This window comes from Microbacterium sp. NPDC078428, assembly GCF_044542535.1.
Taxonomy (GTDB): Bacteria; Actinomycetota; Actinomycetes; order Actinomycetales; family Microbacteriaceae; genus Microbacterium; species Microbacterium limosum.
Genome location: NZ_JBITUP010000002.1, coordinates 102,491 through 118,032, shown reverse-complemented (window position 1 = coordinate 118,032; position 15,542 = coordinate 102,491). Strand labels below are relative to the sequence as shown.

The 15,542-nt window shown below is 70.8% G+C and carries 14 protein-coding genes; 9 read left to right on the top strand and 5 right to left on the bottom strand.

Going from position 1 to position 15,542, the window contains the following annotated elements:
- Nucleotides 1–29 precede the first annotated feature (29 nt).
- The 4 genes from ACIGCK_RS04635 (at nt 30) to ACIGCK_RS04620 (ending at nt 4,559) form a co-directional block, all read left to right on the top strand.
- Nucleotides 30–2,579, top strand: a complete 2,550-nt coding sequence (locus ACIGCK_RS04635; protein WP_396664191.1) for an ATP-dependent Clp protease ATP-binding subunit — start codon at nt 30–32, stop codon at nt 2,577–2,579.
- Between the two features lie 94 nt (nt 2,580–2,673).
- Complete coding sequence (locus ACIGCK_RS04630) at nt 2,674–3,483, top strand: SDR family oxidoreductase (RefSeq protein WP_396664190.1); 810 nt, start codon at nt 2,674–2,676, stop codon at nt 3,481–3,483.
- Nucleotides 3,480–3,908 carry a hypothetical protein gene (locus ACIGCK_RS04625; RefSeq protein WP_396664188.1) on the top strand — a complete coding sequence of 143 codons (429 nt, stop codon included), beginning with the start codon at nt 3,480–3,482 and terminating at the stop codon, nt 3,906–3,908. The genes ACIGCK_RS04630 and ACIGCK_RS04625 overlap by 4 nt, the downstream gene beginning before the upstream one ends.
- Nucleotides 3,909–3,965: 57 nt before the next feature.
- Entirely contained in the window at nt 3,966–4,559 is a 594-nt protein-coding gene (locus ACIGCK_RS04620; protein WP_396664187.1) for a hypothetical protein, read from the top strand.
- Nucleotides 4,560–4,568: 9 nt separating this feature from the next.
- On the opposite strand, the gene ACIGCK_RS04615 is transcribed toward ACIGCK_RS04620, so the two are convergent.
- The 3 genes from ACIGCK_RS04615 to ACIGCK_RS04605 are packed head-to-tail and all read right to left on the bottom strand — an operon-like array spanning nt 4,569 to nt 6,972.
- On the bottom strand, nt 4,569–5,441 hold the full coding sequence (locus ACIGCK_RS04615; RefSeq protein ID WP_396664185.1) for an NYN domain-containing protein: 873 nt from the start codon (nt 5,439–5,441) through the stop codon (nt 4,569–4,571).
- A gap of 1 nt (nt 5,442) precedes the next feature.
- The gene (locus ACIGCK_RS04610) at nt 5,443–6,426 is read right to left on the bottom strand and encodes a Gfo/Idh/MocA family protein (protein WP_396664183.1); all 984 of its coding nucleotides are present in this window, start codon (nt 6,424–6,426) and stop codon (nt 5,443–5,445) included.
- A 9-nt stretch (nt 6,427–6,435) separates the two neighbouring features.
- Nucleotides 6,436–6,972 carry a hypothetical protein gene (locus tag ACIGCK_RS04605; RefSeq protein WP_396664182.1) on the bottom strand — a complete coding sequence of 179 codons (537 nt, stop codon included), beginning with the start codon at nt 6,970–6,972 and terminating at the stop codon, nt 6,436–6,438.
- A gap of 129 nt (nt 6,973–7,101) precedes the next feature.
- Between ACIGCK_RS04605 and ACIGCK_RS04600 the strand changes: the two genes are divergently transcribed.
- The 5 genes from ACIGCK_RS04600 to mmsB all read left to right on the top strand — a co-directional run bounded on the left by ACIGCK_RS04600 (nt 7,102) and on the right by mmsB (nt 13,072).
- Nucleotides 7,102–8,112, top strand: coding sequence for a LacI family DNA-binding transcriptional regulator (locus tag ACIGCK_RS04600; protein ID WP_396664180.1), 1,011 nt, complete (start codon nt 7,102–7,104; stop codon nt 8,110–8,112).
- Between the two features lie 162 nt (nt 8,113–8,274).
- Entirely contained in the window at nt 8,275–9,000 is a 726-nt protein-coding gene (locus ACIGCK_RS04595) for an L-ribulose-5-phosphate 4-epimerase (protein ID WP_396664178.1), read from the top strand.
- 89 nt (nt 9,001–9,089) lie between these two features.
- Complete coding sequence (gene chvE / locus ACIGCK_RS04590; protein ID WP_330170131.1) at nt 9,090–10,202, top strand: multiple monosaccharide ABC transporter substrate-binding protein; 1,113 nt, start codon at nt 9,090–9,092, stop codon at nt 10,200–10,202.
- Nucleotides 10,203–10,274: 72 nt separating this feature from the next.
- Nucleotides 10,275–11,804 (top strand): multiple monosaccharide ABC transporter ATP-binding protein, encoded by a 1,530-nt coding sequence (gene mmsA / locus ACIGCK_RS04585; protein WP_396664176.1) that lies wholly within the window; start codon nt 10,275–10,277, stop codon nt 11,802–11,804.
- A 23-nt stretch (nt 11,805–11,827) separates the two neighbouring features.
- Nucleotides 11,828–13,072, top strand: a complete 1,245-nt coding sequence (gene mmsB / locus ACIGCK_RS04580; protein WP_396664175.1) for a multiple monosaccharide ABC transporter permease — start codon at nt 11,828–11,830, stop codon at nt 13,070–13,072.
- Nucleotides 13,073–13,165: 93 nt separating this feature from the next.
- Here mmsB and ACIGCK_RS04575 read toward each other — a convergent pair whose 3' ends face one another.
- Together ACIGCK_RS04575 and ACIGCK_RS04570 are read right to left on the bottom strand one after the other, a co-directional pair.
- Nucleotides 13,166–14,503 (bottom strand): O-acetylhomoserine aminocarboxypropyltransferase/cysteine synthase family protein, encoded by a 1,338-nt coding sequence (locus tag ACIGCK_RS04575; protein WP_396664173.1) that lies wholly within the window; start codon nt 14,501–14,503, stop codon nt 13,166–13,168.
- Nucleotides 14,504–14,593: 90 nt separating this feature from the next.
- Nucleotides 14,594–15,535 carry a zinc-binding alcohol dehydrogenase family protein gene (locus ACIGCK_RS04570; protein WP_396664171.1) on the bottom strand — a complete coding sequence of 314 codons (942 nt, stop codon included), beginning with the start codon at nt 15,533–15,535 and terminating at the stop codon, nt 14,594–14,596.
- Between the last annotated feature and the right edge of the window lie 7 nt (nt 15,536–15,542).

Sequence of the window (15,542 nt, the reverse complement as noted above, 5' to 3'; positions counted from 1 at the left end):
CTTCACTCAAGTCAAGATCAGGAGACCTCGTGTCCGACGACGTCACTCCCGGAAACCCGGATCCCTTCGAGGGCGGGAACACGTTCGACGAGTTCCTCGCCCGCTACCTCGCCGGCGAGCGCGCCCGCGCCGCCGGGTCGATCGACCTCAGCCGCTTCCTCAGCGCGCGTACGCAGCTCATGCTGCAGGAGGCCGGCCGCTTCGCGCTCGGCCGCGGTCAGCGCGAGCTCGACGCCCTGCACGTGCTGCGGATCGTCGTGACGCAGCAACCCGCCAGCGACGCCGTCGCCCGCCTCGGCGCCGACCCCGAGGCGATCGCCCGCTCCGCCGAGCAGCGCCTGCCCGCGGCATCCGCCCCGGCACCCGTCGACGGCGCCGTCGTCACGACGTCGGTGCAGCGCGCGCTGTTCCACGCCTTCCAGGTCGCCCGCTCCTCGGGATCGACCTACGTCGACCCAGAGCACCTCTTCTTCGCCCTCGTGCTGGCCGAGGACTCCCCGGCCGGCCAGGTGCTCGCCGACGCGGGAGTCACCGCCGAAGCCCTGACGCAGGGCGCGCGCGAGACCGTCGGCGCGCCGGCCGGCGACGACACGCAGGCCGCGGCATCCGCCACCCCCCTGCTCGACAAGTACGGGCTGGACCTCACCGCCCGCGCGAGCGAGGGCCTCATCGACCCTGTGATCGGCCGCGCCGATGAGATCGAGCAGACGATCGAGATCCTCTCCCGCCGCACGAAGAACAACCCCGTGCTGATCGGCGAGGCCGGCGTCGGCAAGACGGCGATCGTGGAGGGCCTTGCCCGCGCGATCGTCGAGGACGCTGTGCCCGAGCAGCTGCGCGGAAAGCGTGTGGTCGCCCTGGACCTGCCCGCCATGCTCTCCGGCGCCCGCTACCGCGGCGACTTCGAGGAGCGACTGACGGGCACGATGGACGAGATCGCCGCCCACACGGGCGAGCTGATCGTCTTCATCGACGAGGTGCACACCGTCGTCGGCGCGGGAGCGGGCGGCGAGGGGGCGATGGATGCCGGGAACATCCTCAAGCCGCGCCTCGCCCGCGGCGAGCTGCACCTCATCGGTGCGACCACCCTCAAGGAGTACCGCACGATCGAGAAGGATCCGGCGCTCGAGCGCCGCTTCCAGCCCGTGCGGGTGGGCGAGCCCTCGCTCGAGGACGCCGTCGAGATCCTGCGCGGGCTGCGCTCCGCGTACGAGGAGCACCACGCGGTGTCGTACACCGACCAGGCGCTGCGCGCGGCCGTCGAGCTGAGCGACCGCTACGTCGGCGACCGCGTGCTTCCCGACAAGGCGATCGACCTCATCGACCAGGCGGGCGCGCGGCTGCGGCTGCAGCTGGGCGTCACCGTCGACGTGAGTGCCCTGCAGGAGCGCCTGAGGCAGCTCGAGGCCGACAAGAACGCGGCCGTCGCGGCCGAGCACTACGAGGATGCATCCCGTATCCGCGACGCGATGAGCGAGGTGCAGGCGAGCATCGACGCGGCCCTCGCCGCGGGGGGACGCGACACGGTCGTGGACGAGGCGGAGATCGCCGCCGTGATCAGTCGCGCCACCGGCATCCCGGTCAGTCGGCTCACGGAGACCGAGCGCGGCCGGCTCGCGACGCTGGAGCAGGAGCTCCACGCGCGCGTGATCGGCCAGGACGACGCCGTCGCGGCGGTCGCCAAGGCCGTGCGCCGCAGCCGCACCGGCATGAGCGACCCGCGTCGCCCGATCGGCTCGTTCCTCTTCCTCGGCCCGACGGGAGTGGGAAAGACCGAGCTCGCGAAGGCGCTCGCGGGCAGCGTGTTCGACGACGAGGACTCCGTCATCCGCTTCGACATGAGCGAGTTCGGCGAGCGGCACACCGTCTCGCGGCTCGTCGGTGCCCCTCCCGGATACGTCGGGTACGACGAGGCGGGCCAGCTCACCGAGCGGGTGCGGCGCAACCCCTACGCGGTCGTGCTCTTCGACGAGATCGAGAAGGCCCACCCCGACGTGTTCACCCTGCTTCTGCAGGTGCTCGACGACGGGCGCCTCACGGACGGGCAGGGTCGCACGGTCGACTTCCGCAACACCGTGATCGTGATGACCTCCAACCTCGGGTCGGAGTTCCTCGCCTCGCGCTCGGGTGCGCTCGGCTTCGTCGCCGACGGCGGCGGGGCGACGGGCTTCGGCTCCGACGAGGAGCTGCGTGCCCGCGTCATGGGCAAGGTGCGGGAGGCCATGCGTCCCGAGCTGCTCAACCGCATCGACGAGATCGTGCTGTTCCGCAAGCTCGAGAAGCCGCAGCTGCGGAGCATCGTCTCGCTTGCGCTCGACGCGACGCGCGCGCGCCTGGCCTCGCGCGAGGTGACGCTGGAGGTGACCGACGCCGCGATCGACTGGCTGGCCGACCGCGGCTACGAGCCCGAGTACGGGGCGCGGCCGCTGCGCCGGCTGGTGCAGCGCGAACTCGACGACCGCATTGCCGACCTCTTCGTCTCGGGGCGTCTGGCCGACGGCGCCGCCGTGCGGGTGGATGCCGCGGGCCCCGCGCTCGCCGTCGACCCGATCGGTGCGGCGGTGCCGGCCGCGGCCTGATCCGTCGCCTCTCGCGGCGCGTTCCCGTCTCGGAGCGCGCCGCGAGGGTGTCAAGCCCCTCGGATCCGGCGCCGGCGCGCCATAGCGTCGGGGTATGACCGAGATCATCGACTTCACACCCTCCCGCGCGATCGTGACGGCATCCGATTCCGGGATCGGCGCCGCGACCGCGCTCGCCCTCGCTGCCGCGGGGATGGACGTCGGCGTCACGTGGCACACCGATGAGGAGGGCGCCCAGGCCACGGCCGAGGGGGTGCGCCGCCTCGGCCGCCGTGCCGTCGTCACCCGTTTCGACGCGATGGACCTCGAGGCCGTGCCCGGGGTGATCGACGAGCTGGCCGACGGGCTCGGCGGGCTCGACGTCTTCGTCAACAACGCCGGCGGCGGCACGGGCGGTCCCTTCCTCGACGTGACCCTCGAGGACTGGCGCCGCATCGTCGCGCTCAACCTCGACGGCGCGTTCGTGGGTCTGCAGGTGGCCGCGCGGCGCATGGTGGCCTCGGGCGCCGGCGGTCGCCTCATCGCCATCTCGAGCGTGCACGAGCACCAGCCGCGTGTGGGCTCGGCCGCCTACGTCGCCTCCAAGCACGGTATCGGCGGCCTGCTGAAGGTGATGGCGCAGGAGCTCGGCGTGCACGGGATCACGGCCAACGCCGTCGCGCCGGGCGAGATCGCGACGCCCATCAACGACATGGACGCCGGGGATGCCGAGCGGGTGCACCGCCCCGGCATCCCGCTCGCGCGCCCCGGTGCGCCGCGCGAGATCGCGGACGTCGTGGCCTTCCTCGCCTCGCCCGCCGCATCGTACGTCACGGGTGCATCGTGGGTCGTGGACGGCGGGATGCTGCAGATGGGGCCGCAGGCGGGTTCGCACCTCACCGGCGACGAGTGGCGCGAGGGGTGAGCCCCGCGCGCCGGCGGCGCGACGCGGTCGCGATCCTGCGAAGCGCGGCGAGGTGGACGCTGGCGGCCGTGCTCCTGGCCGCGGGCGCATCCCACCTGACGTGGGGCAGGCGCGGGTACCGCATCGTCGTGCCGGGCTGGGCGACCCGGGTGACGCGGCTCGACGAGGACGCGATCGTCGTGGCATCCGGGGTCGTGGAGATCGGGCTCGGGGCGGCGCTGGTGGCCCTTCCCCGCGAGCGACACGCGATCGGCGCGGCCGTCGCGGCGTTCTTCGTCGCCGTCTTCCCGGGCAACGTGCACCAGTGGCGCACGGGGCGTGCGGCGCCCCTCCTGCGCACCGATCGCGTGCGCTTGATCCGCCTGTTCTTGCAGCCGGCGCTCGTGGCCTGGGCCCTGTGGGCCACGGGCCCTCGCTCCCGCTGACGGGCCCGTGCCGCGCGGTGCGGCCCCGCCGCCGCCCCCGCGTGCCACGATGGCGGGATGGAGCGCCCGCACCCGTCGCAGATCACCTACCGCAGTTCGGGTGCCGTCGGTGCCGACCGCACGGTCGTGCTGCTGCGGGAGGGATCGATCACGATCGGCGACCCCGACACGAGTCTCAGCTCCTCGTACGGGGTGCGACTGGTGTCGATGGGCATGCCCGCCGTGTCGCTGAGTGATCACGAGGCCTTCGGCGGGCAGACGCCCGACGAGGAGCAGTCCGCGGCCGTCGCCGAGCTCATGCGCGAGCAGGGCGTGTCGCCTGATCGCCCCGCCGGCATGATCGCGCTGGGCGCCGTCGGCTGGCGCGCCGCGGAGGCGGCGGTCATGATGGGTCCCGCGATCGACCGCATCGCCTTCGTCGACGTGCCCGTTCCCGACGCGCCCCTCGCGCGCACCGACGTCGCCGACCTGCTCACGCGCCTCGAGGCGAACCTGCTCGTCGTCGCGGGGGAAGGCGAGCAGGCGTCCGCGGATGCCGCATGGATCGTCGAGCACAGCGAGGGGGTGCGCCGCGCGAGCGCCGTGGGAACCCTCGCCGATGTCTGGTCCGAGGTTCTCGCTCACGTCGCACCGGGTGCGCGAACGGGGTGAGGGCGGGCTCTAGGCCTTGTCGGGCGCGAGGCGGATGCGCACGATGTTGGTCGACTCGTCGACCTCCGCGACCTTGGGATAGGCCTTGACGAAGTCGGAGAACGACTTGTGGCCGAGGCTCTTCTCGCTGAACGCCGGGTCCATCCTGCGCAGGAGGCTCTTCACCGCCGAGGCATGCTGCCACTGCGAATCGTCCTTGTCGTGCCCCAACCGCAGCGCACGCTCCAGCAGCTCGGCAGTCGGGTCGCTCGAACGGCGGCGGCTGCGGGCTCGGCTGGGCGCCGACCCCGTCGAGGCGGCGTCATCCTGCTGGGGGCGGACGACACCGGGGAGCGCATCGTAGGCATCGAACTCGTCGCACGCGGCCGCCAGCGACTTGGCCGTCGACCCCGCGACGCCGACCCCGACGACGTGTCGGCCCAGGCGCTTGCACCGTTGCGCGAGCGGCACGTAGTCCGAGTCGCCAGCGACGATAACGACGTGCGTCAGGTCGGGCAGGCGGAACATGTCTTCCACGGCATCGACCGCGAGACGGATGTCGGCACCGTTCTTGGCGTATGCCGCAGCCGGAAACAACTGCACGAGATCCACCGCTCGAGCCACCAGCTGCGAGCGGTACTCGGCGTTGACGGGCGATGACCAGTCGGCGTAGGCGCGGGTGAGCACGAGGGTGCCGAAGGATGCCGCGTAGTCGATGATGGCCCCGACATCCACGGTGGCGCGGGCGAGCTTCTCGGCGATCTCGGCGTCGGCGGGAGACTCCGCGATCTTCTGCCGGTCTCGCGAGTAGGCATTGCGACCGTGCACGCGGTCGTACCACGACATCACGATGTTGTCGAAGTCGAGGTAGACCGCGACGCGGCCGTTCGGGGCGTCGGCCATGTCAGCGCTCCTGGGGGTAGACGACGCCGATGCGCCGGCGGATGTCATCGAGCGTGCCCATGATCGCCACCGTCTCGTCGATCGGCAGCGCGTCGCCTGCGAGGTTGCCCTCGGCGACCAGGCGCTCGGCCGCGATCGCCTGGTACTGCATGCCGCGCCCGGCGACGTCGGAGACGTACGTCTCGCGCACCGTGCCGTCGGGGGCGATCATGCGGAAGGAGGTGGGGGTGTACCAGACGCGGTCGATCTCGATCCGCGCCTCGGTGCCGACGATGGCGGCCGTGTTGGGGCCCGCCGCGCGCGACGACGTGACGCTCGTGGAGATCGCGCCGCCGGAGTGGGTGAAGATCGTCGCGACCTCGGTGTCGGCGCCCGTCTCGCCGAGCCGGGCCGAGGCCACGACGCTCTCGGGAGCGCCGAGGATGTCCCAGGCGAACGAGACGGGGTAGACGCCGAGGTCGAGGAGCGCGCCGCCGCCGAGATCGAGCGCGTTGAGGCGGTGCGCGGGGTCCGCCGAGATCTTCTGCGTGTGGTCCGCCGTCAGGGCGCGGATCTCGCCCAGGGCGCCGCTGCCGACGATCTCCCGGACGCGCTCCATGTGCGGCAGATAGCGCGTCCACATGGCCTCCATGGCGAGCACGCCCCGAGCGGCCGCGGCGTCGCGGATCGCCGCCGCCTCGGCCGCGTTGAGGGCGAACGGCTTCTCCACCAGCACGTGCTTTCCCGCACGGATCGCCGCCAGGGCGTTCTCGGCGTGCATGGGGTGGGGCGTCGCGATGTAGACGATGTCGACGTCGGGGTCGGCGAGCAGAGCGTCGTAGCCGCCGTGGGCCCGTGGGATCGAGAACTCGTCGGCGAACGCCTGCGCCGATGCGGCGGTGCGCGATCCCACGGCGACGGGGTCGAGGCCCGCCGTGCGGAGATCGTGGGTGAAGGCGTGGGCGATTCCGCCCGTGGCGAGGATGCCCCAGCGCAGTCCGGTCATCTGCCGAGCCTAACGCGGCCGGGAGCCTCCGCCGGGAGCGTCCTCGCTCACCCCGCACAGAAACGCGACGATCCGCTCGGAGGTGTCCTCCAGCAGGGGGCCGTGCCCGAACTCCCAGCCGTGGTCACTCGAGCGCAGGGTGCGTCCCGCGACGACGGCCCGGATGGGAAGGGGGGCCGCCGTCGTGCGGTAGAGGGCGACCGCGCCGAGCGTCAGGGGGGCGAGGGAGACGGCGCCGCCCGTGTCGCGGGCGAGGACGAGCGTCGCGGTCACGGCGCGGGAGAGATCGCGGATGCGCCGGCGGCGACCGGAGCGCACGGCGTCGGCGAGTCCGGTGAGATCGTCCTCGGAGCGCTCCCGGTCGAGCCCCGATTCGACGAGGAATGCGCGGGTGCGCGGGCTGCGGGAGTCGTCTTCGACCCGTGCGATCAGGCGGGCGGCTTCGCCCACGACATCGGCGAGCTGGCCACGCCAGTCGCCCGTCACCCCCGATTCGTCGCGGGGCGTGCGCGAGCTCAGCGGCAGCTCGCGGAACAGGTCGGACATGCGCACACCCTACGCCCGGTCGAGCGGTGTGACACCAGCGAACCGTCACATGAGCGCCGCTCACGCCCATAATGGGGGAGACGACCCATGTGACCGTGCGCACGGGCCACCACGAGGGAGTGCCGCCCCATGAGCGACACCGCGAGACCGCGGCCACCCAGCATCCGCGATGTGGCGCGCCTGGCGGGCGTGTCCCACCAGACCGTGTCGCGGGTGCTCAACGAGCATCCGAGCGTCGCGCCGGAGACGCGCGACCGGGTCAACGGCGTCATGCAGGAGTTGCAGTACCGCCCGAACCGCGCCGCGCGCGCGCTCGTCACGAGCCGATCGCAGACGATCGGCATCCTCTCCGCATCGAGCACGCAGTACGGGCCGGCATCGAGCATCGCCGCGATCGAGGCCGCGGCCCGTGAGCGCGGCTACTGGGTCTCGACGGCGAACATCGACGCCTCGGACCCCGGGTCGATCGAGGCCGGGCTGGCGCATCTGATGGCGCAGTCGATCGAGGGGCTCGTCGTGATCGCCCCGCAGGTGCGGGTGTTCCGGGTGCTCGGCGCGCTCGACATCGAGGTTCCCTACGTGACGCTCCAGTCGACCGGTCTCGACGAGGAGCACGCCCTCTCGGTCGACCAGATCGCCGGTGCGCGGCTGGCGACGCGCCACCTGCTCGACCTCGGCCATCGCTGGATCTATCACCTCGCGGGCCCGCAGGACTGGATCGAGGCCGAGGCGCGCATGCGGGGATTCCTCGAGGAGATGGGCGCGCGCGACGTGCCCACGACCGCTCCGATCCTGGGCGACTGGACCGCGGAGTTCGGCTATTTCGCGGGCCGCGAGCTCTTGCGGGTCCGCGACTTCACGGCCATCTTCGCCTCGAACGACCAGATGGCGCTGGGGCTCATGCACGCCGTCCGCGACGAGGGTCTCGAGGTGCCCCGGGATGTCAGCATCGTCGGGTTCGACGACATCCCCGAGGCGGGGCACTACTGGCCGCCGCTGACCACCGTGCGCCAGGACTTCCCCGAGCTGGGACGGCGCTGCGTGGATCTGCTGCTCGGCGGAGCGGAGGCGGCGCAGTCGCGCCACACGCTCGCACCCGAGCTGATCGTGCGCGCCTCCACGGCGCCACCCGTCTTCTGATCGCCGTTACCAAGCCGAGACATCCGCGTCTTGACAACTTCGGAGCCGATCTGGCTAGCATTGCACCCGATGTGAACGGTCACATGGGTTCGATCTGACGGACTCGGGGGCGCCGCCGCACCGCACGCACGGTCCCGTACGGGGCCCACGAAGGAGTGAACCGTGAGCAGCTACGGGCCGAAGGTCGAGGTCGCCATCGCGCGTACCCGCGCCGAGGTCGCCCGGTTGCATGGGGAGTTGGTGCGGTATGGCCTGGTGGTGTGGACGGGTGGGAATGTGTCAGGTCGTGTGCCGGGTGCTGATCTGTTCGTGATCAAGCCCAGTGGTGTGTCCTATGACGATCTCGCTCCCGAGAACATGATCCTGTGTGACCTCGACGGCACCGTAATTCCGGGGACGCCGGGCAGCGACCGGTCACCGTCGAGTGACACGGCGGCGCACGCGTATGTGTATCGGAACATGCCGGATGTCGGGGGTGTGGTGCACACGCATTCGACGTATGCGGTGGCGTGGGCGGCGCGGGGTGAGGAGATTCCGTGTGTGATCACGGGGATGGCGGATGAGTTCGGGGGTCCGATTCCGGTGGGTCCGTTCGCGGTGATCGGGGATGACTCGATCGGGCGGGGGATCGTGGAGACGCTGACGGGTCACCGGTCGCGTGCGGTGTTGATGCAGAACCACGGCCCGTTCACGATTGGGGTGTCGGCGAAGGATGCGGTCAAGGCCGCGGTGATGTGCGAGGACGCGGCGCGGACGGTGCATATCGCGGCGCAGGCGGGCCCGTTGATCCCGATCCCGCAGGAGAAGATCGACGCGCTCTACAACCGGTACCAGAACGTCTACGGCCAAGCCACCGACGACCGCCGCGACGAGACCCGCGATTCCTGACGCGGCAGAAGACTTCCCGCGCGGGACGCGGGTGGATCCACAACTGAACATCGACACCAAGACAACGAAGTCCTTTGAGAGGAACCACAGTGAAAGCGAAGAAGACACTGCTGGCGGCCGTGGCCACCGGCGCGCTGTTTCTCACCGCCTGCTCCGGATCGACCGGCGACAGCGGCGGCGAGGGCGACGGCCTGATCGGCGTCGCGATGCCGACCCGCAGCTCCGAGCGCTGGATCCAGGACGGCGACGCCGTCAAGTCCCAGCTCGAGGAGGCGGGGTTCGAGGTCGACCTGCAGTACGCCGAGGACGACATCCCGACTCAGGTCTCGCAGATCGAGAACATGATCACCCGGGGAGCCCGCGCGCTCATCGTCGCCTCGATCGACGGCACGACGCTCTCGCAGGTGCTGCAGGATGCCGCGGACGCCGACATCCCCGTCATCGCCTACGACCGCCTCATCCGCGACTCCGAGAACGTGGACTACTACGCATCGTTCGACAACTACATCGTCGGCGTGCAGCAGGCCACGTCGGTGCTCAACGGCCTCGGCCTGACCGACCTCGAGGGAGAGCCGCTTCCGGATGCTCCCGCCGGGCCGTTCAACGTGGAGCTGTTCGCCGGCTCGCCCGACGACAACAACGCCACGTTCTTCTGGGAAGGCGCCATCGACACACTGCAGCCCTACATCGACGAGGGGACCCTCGTGGTGAAGTCGGGTCAGACCGATTTCGAGCAGGCGGCCATCCTGCGCTGGGACGGCGAGGTCGCTCAGGAGCGCATGGAGAACCTCCTCACCTCGACGTACTCCGACGGATCGACCGTGGACGGCGTCCTCTCGCCCTACGACGGCCTCTCGCGCGGCATCATCTCGGCCCTCACCGATGCCGGCTACACCGTGGGCGAGGACTGGCCGATCATCTCCGGCCAGGACGCCGAGCTCGACTCGGTGAAGGCCATCGTGTCGGGTGAGCAGTACGCGACCATCTTCAAGGACACCCGTCTGCTGGCCGAGGTCGCCTCCGACATGGCGATCGCGCTGCTGAACGGCGAAGAGCCCGAGGTCAACAACACCGAGGACTACGACAACGGCGTGAAGGTCGTGCCGTCGTACCTGCTGGAGTCGGCGATCGTCGTCCAGGACAACATCCAGGAGATCCTCGTGGACTCCGGCTACTGGACCGAAGAAGAGATCAGCGGCTGACATCGACGGGTCGGCCGGGCGGGGGGCCACCCCGTCCGGCCGACCGGTCCTCTCTCACGCAAGGAGGAACCCATGCCCCAGCCCATCCTCGAGATGCGGGGGATCACGAAGACCTTCCCGGGCGTCAAGGCGCTCTCGAACGTCACCCTGTCGGTGCAGCCCGGCGAGGTGCACGCGATCTGCGGCGAGAACGGCGCCGGGAAGTCGACCCTCATGAAGGTGCTCTCGGGCGTCTACCCGCACGGGACGTACGCGGGCGACATCGTCCTCGAGGGGGAGGCGGTGGAATTCCGCAGCCTCAGCGACAGCGAGGCCAAGGGCATCGTGATCATCCACCAGGAGCTGGCGCTGAGCCCGCACCTCTCGATCGCCGAGAACATCTTCCTCAACAACGAGGTGCGCGGCCCGCTCGGGCTGATCGACTGGAACAAGACGAACTTCGAGGCCGCCAAGCTGCTCGCCCGCGTCGGACTGCGCGAGAACCCCACGACGGCGATCAAGAACATCGGCGTGGGCAAGCAGCAGCTCGTGGAGATCGCCAAGGCGCTGTCCAAGCGCGTGAAGATCCTCATCCTCGACGAGCCCACGGCGGCGCTCAACGACGAGGACTCCGACCACCTGCTCGATCTCATCCTGCACCTGAAGGGTCAGGGGATCACGTCGATCATCATCAGCCACAAGCTGAACGAGATCAAGAAGGTCGCCGACTCGGTGACCGTCATCCGGGACGGCAAGACGATCGAGACGATCGCCAAGGGCGAGGTCACCGAGGACCGCATCATCCGCGACATGGTCGGCCGCGACCTCGAGCACCGCTACCCCGACCACACGCCCGACATCGGCGAGGAGCTGCTGCGCGTGGAGGACTGGACCGCGTACCACCCGCAGGACGGCGGCCGAGTCATGGTGGACAAGGTCTCCATCACCGTCAAGGCGGGCGAGATCGTCGGCATCGCGGGGCTCATGGGGGCGGGGCGCACGGAGTTCGCCATGAGCCTGTTCGGGCAGAGCTACGGATCGAAGATCTCCGGCCGGGTCTTCCTGCGCGGCAAGGAGATCAAGACGCGGACGGTGTCGGAGGCCATCGCGAACGGGCTGGCGTACGCGACCGAGGATCGCAAGACGTACGGCCTGAACCTCATCGAGGACATCAAGCGCAACGTCTCGATGGCGGCGCTGCGCAAGCTCGAATCGGCGGGCCTGGTCAACGACAACGAGGAGTACAAGGTCGCGAACGAGTACCGGCGCGACCTCAACATCAAGGCACCCTCCGTGCTGGTCAAGACCGGAAAGCTCTCCGGCGGCAACCAGCAGAAGGTCGTGCTGTCGAAGTGGATCTACTCCGACCCCGACGTGCTGATCCTCGACGAGCCCACGCGCGGCATCGACGTGGGAGCGAAGTACGAGATCTACACGATCATCAATCGCCTCGCGGCATCCGGCAAGGGCATCATCGTCATCTCGTCGGAGCTGCCCGAGCTGCTCGGCATCTCCGACCGCGTGTACGCGCTCTCGGAGGGACGCATCACGGGCGAGCTGCCCATCGCCGAGGCGACGCCCGAGTCGGTCCTCAAACTCATGACCATGGAGAAGCCGCGCTGAGCGCGGCGCACACAGGAGTGACAATGTCCAATCCCACCAACACCCCTCCCTCCACCGAGTCCACCGCGGTCGGTGCGACCATCAACCCCACCGAGAACCGGTTCACGTCGTGGCTGAGCCACGTCCTGTCCGACCTCGGCAAGAACGGCATCTTCCTCGCGCTGCTCGCGGTGATCGTGCTGTTCGCGATCCTGACCGAGGGCATCCTGCTGCGGCCGCAGAACATCTCCAACCTCGTCGTGCAGAATGGGTACATCCTCGTGCTGGCCATCGGTATGGTGATGGTCATCATCGCCGGGCACATCGACCTCTCGGTCGGCTCGGTCGCGGCCTTCGTCGGCGCGTGCTCGGGTGTCTTCGCGGTCAACTGGGGTCTGCCTTGGTGGCTCGCGGTCGTTCTCTCCCTCGGGATCGGCGCCCTCGTCGGGGCGTGGCAGGGCTTCTGGATCGCCTTCGTCGGCATCCCCGCCTTCATCGTGACCCTGGCGGGCATGCTCATCTTCCGCGGTCTCGCGCTCGTCGTCCTCGGAAACGCCAACATCGGCTCGTTCCCCGCCGAATACCGAGCGCTCGGCAACGGCTTCGTCGTGGGCCTGTTCGGTGAGAGCGACCCCGACCTGATGACGCTCGGCGTCGGGGTGCTCGCGATCGTGCTCATCGTGACGCAGCAGCTGCGCACCCGCCGCGGCCGCCAGAAGTACGGCCAGGACGTCGAGCCCATGGTGTGGTTCGCCGCCAAGCTCGTGCTGATCTCGGCCGCCATCGCGTTCTTCGCGTACTCGCTGGCCACCTACAAGGGGATCCCCGTCACGCTCATCATCCTCGCGGTGCTCGTGCTCGTGTACGGCGTCGTGATGAACCGCACGGTGTTCGGCCGTCACATCTACGCGATCGGCGGGAACCGTCACGCGGCGGAGCTGTCGGGCATCAAGACCCGCCGGGTGGATTTCTGGCTGTTCGTGAACATGGGCTTCCTCGCGGCGCTCGCGGGCCTCATCTTCACGGCGCGCCTGAACCTTGCGGGCCCCAAGGCCGGAGACGGCTTCGAGCTCGAGGCGATCTCGGCGGCGTTCATCGGCGGCGCGGCCGTGCAGGGCGGCGTCGGCACGATCGGCGGTGCGATCATCGGTGGTCTCATCATCGGCGTGCTCAACAACGGCATGTCGATCATGGGCATCGGTATCGAGTGGCAGCAGGCCGTCAAGGGCCTCGTGCTGCTGCTGGCCGTCGCCTTCGACGTCTACAACAAGCGCCGTTCGGCCGGCTGACCCCGGCGTCCCGCCGCAGAACGCCTCCGTTCGCGTCACGCGCCCCGCATCACGGGGTGAGCGGTGCGAACGGGGGCGTTCCGCGCGGCGGCGTCAGGCGGCGTCGAGCGCGTGGGCCAGGTCGGCGATGAGGTCGGCCGGATCCTCGAGGCCGATGGAGAGCCGGATCGTCGTGGGGGAGATGCCCGCCTGAGCGAGCTGCTGCGCGCTCATGTGACCGTGCGTCATGGATGCCGGGTGCGAGACCATGCTGCGCGCATCCCCGATGTTCGCGGCCAGGCGCACGACCCGCAGGGCGTCGATCACCCGCTCGAGGCGGGCGTCGTCGGCGGCGGGGTCCTCGGTCGCGACGAGGTCGAACGCGAACACGGCGGATGTGCCCCGCGGCAGGTAGCGCTGCGCGGCGGCGTGCCATGGGCTCCCCTCGAGCCCGGGGTGGTGCACGCGGGCGACCTCGGGGCGCTGCGCCAGGAACCGCGCCACCTCGAGGGCCGTGTCGCTGTGGCGGCGCATGCGCAGATCGAGCGTCTCGATCCCCTGGAGGAGCTGGAAAGCGCTCCACGCGGAGAGGGTCGGCCCGAAGTCGTGCACGTACTTCGAACGCAGGTACACCGTGAGCGCCTGACCGGTCGGGCCGAACCGCTCCCACAGCACCTGGTCGCCGAACCGCGGGGAGGGATGCGTGAACTGGGGCCAGCGCTGCGGATCGGCGCCGAAGTCGAAGCGCCCCATGTCGACGACCACGCCGCCCAGGGCGGTGCCGTGCCCACCGAGGTACTTCGTCACGGAGTGGACGACGAGGTCGGCGCCGTGATCGCCGGGGCGCAGCAGGAAGGGCGTCGCCACCGTGTTGTCGATCACGAGCGGCACGCCCGCCTCGTGCGCGATGTCGGCGACCGCGCGCACGTCGAGCACCGTGGCCAGCGGATTGGTGATCGACTCGGCGAAGAACGCGCGGGTCTCCGGACGGGCGGCCGCGCGCCACCCGTCCAGATCGTCCTGGTCGACGAACGTCACGTCGATGCCGAGGTCGGCGAGCGAGTCCGCGAGGAGGTCGACGGTGCCGCCGTACAGCTGCCGCGCCGCGACGACGTGGTGCCCCTGCGAGGCGAGCGCGAGGACGGCGCCCGCGGAGGCCGCCTGCCCGGACGCCACCGCGACGGCGGATCGGCCGCCCTCGAGCCGGGCGATCCTCTCCTCCAGCACGAGCTGCGTCGGGTTGGAGGTGCGGCTGTAGACGTTGCCGAGGGTGCGCAGCGCGAAGACGTCGCGCGCGTGGGCGAGCGAGGGGAACTCGTAGGCGTTGGACTGGTAGATGGGCGGTACGGCCGTGTTCTGCGCCGTTCCCGGCGTGTAGCCGGCCTGCACCTGAAGGGTCGCGAAGGCGGATGCCGCGGCATCCGGGCGCGCGGGATCACGGGTATCGCTCATGCCCACATCGTCACACGGACCCGCCGCCGAGCGGCAATGCGTGTGTCGCCGTGTGTCACGAGCGTCGGCGACGAGGCGCGGCGGGGCGCGTCAGGGCGTCAGGACGATCTTGCCGTCGACGCCCTCCTCGAGGAGGCGGTGGGCCTCGGCGGCGTCGGACAGCGGAAGCGAGGGGCCCGCCTCGATCGAGAACGCCCCCGCCGCCAGCAGGGCGACCGTCACCGGCAGGGCCTCGGCACGCCAGCCCAGCTCGACATCGGTGAGCGGTTCGGGCGAGCCGCCCGAGAACGCGCGGATGCCGAAGCCCGCGGCGTCCGCGCCGCGAACGATCGTGGCGATGCGGGCGTGGTCGGCGACGAGCTCGAGCGAGGCCTCGATCGCCTCGTCGGTGCCCGCGGCATCCAGTGCCACGGTGACGCCCTCCGGCGCCGCCTCGCGCACGCGCTCGATGAGGCCGGGGCCGTAGGCGACCGGCGTGGCACCGAGCCCCCGCACCCGATCGAAGCGGCGCTCGCTCGCGGTTGCCACGACACGGGCGCCCCACAGCGCGGCGTACTGGATGGCGGCCTGCCCGACCGCGCCGGATCCGGCGTGCACGAGCAGCGTGTCGCCGGCGCGCACCGCGAGCGAGCGCAGGCACTGATACGCGGTGCCGACCGGGATGCCGATGCCGGCGCCCTCCGCGGCCGAGACGCGCGGCGGGCGCGGCACGGCGTGGGCCGCCTCCACGACGACCTCGCTCGCGTACGACCCGCTCGTGTCACGGAACACCACGGCCTCGCCGACGGCGAACCCGGAGACCTCGGCGCCGACGGCGGTGACGACCCCCGCGCCGTCGCGCCCGATGCGGCGCGGCGCGCCCAGGGGGGAGGAGGCCCGGCGCCCCGAGCGCAGCTTCGCATCGATCGGGTTGACCCCCGCCGCCTCGACGCGCACGACGAGCTGCCGGGGCCCGGGCTGGGGCGCCGGCACCTCGGTCAGCTGGAGGACCTCGGGGCCGCCGTGGGAGGAGTACGTGATCGCGTGTGCCATGCCTTCA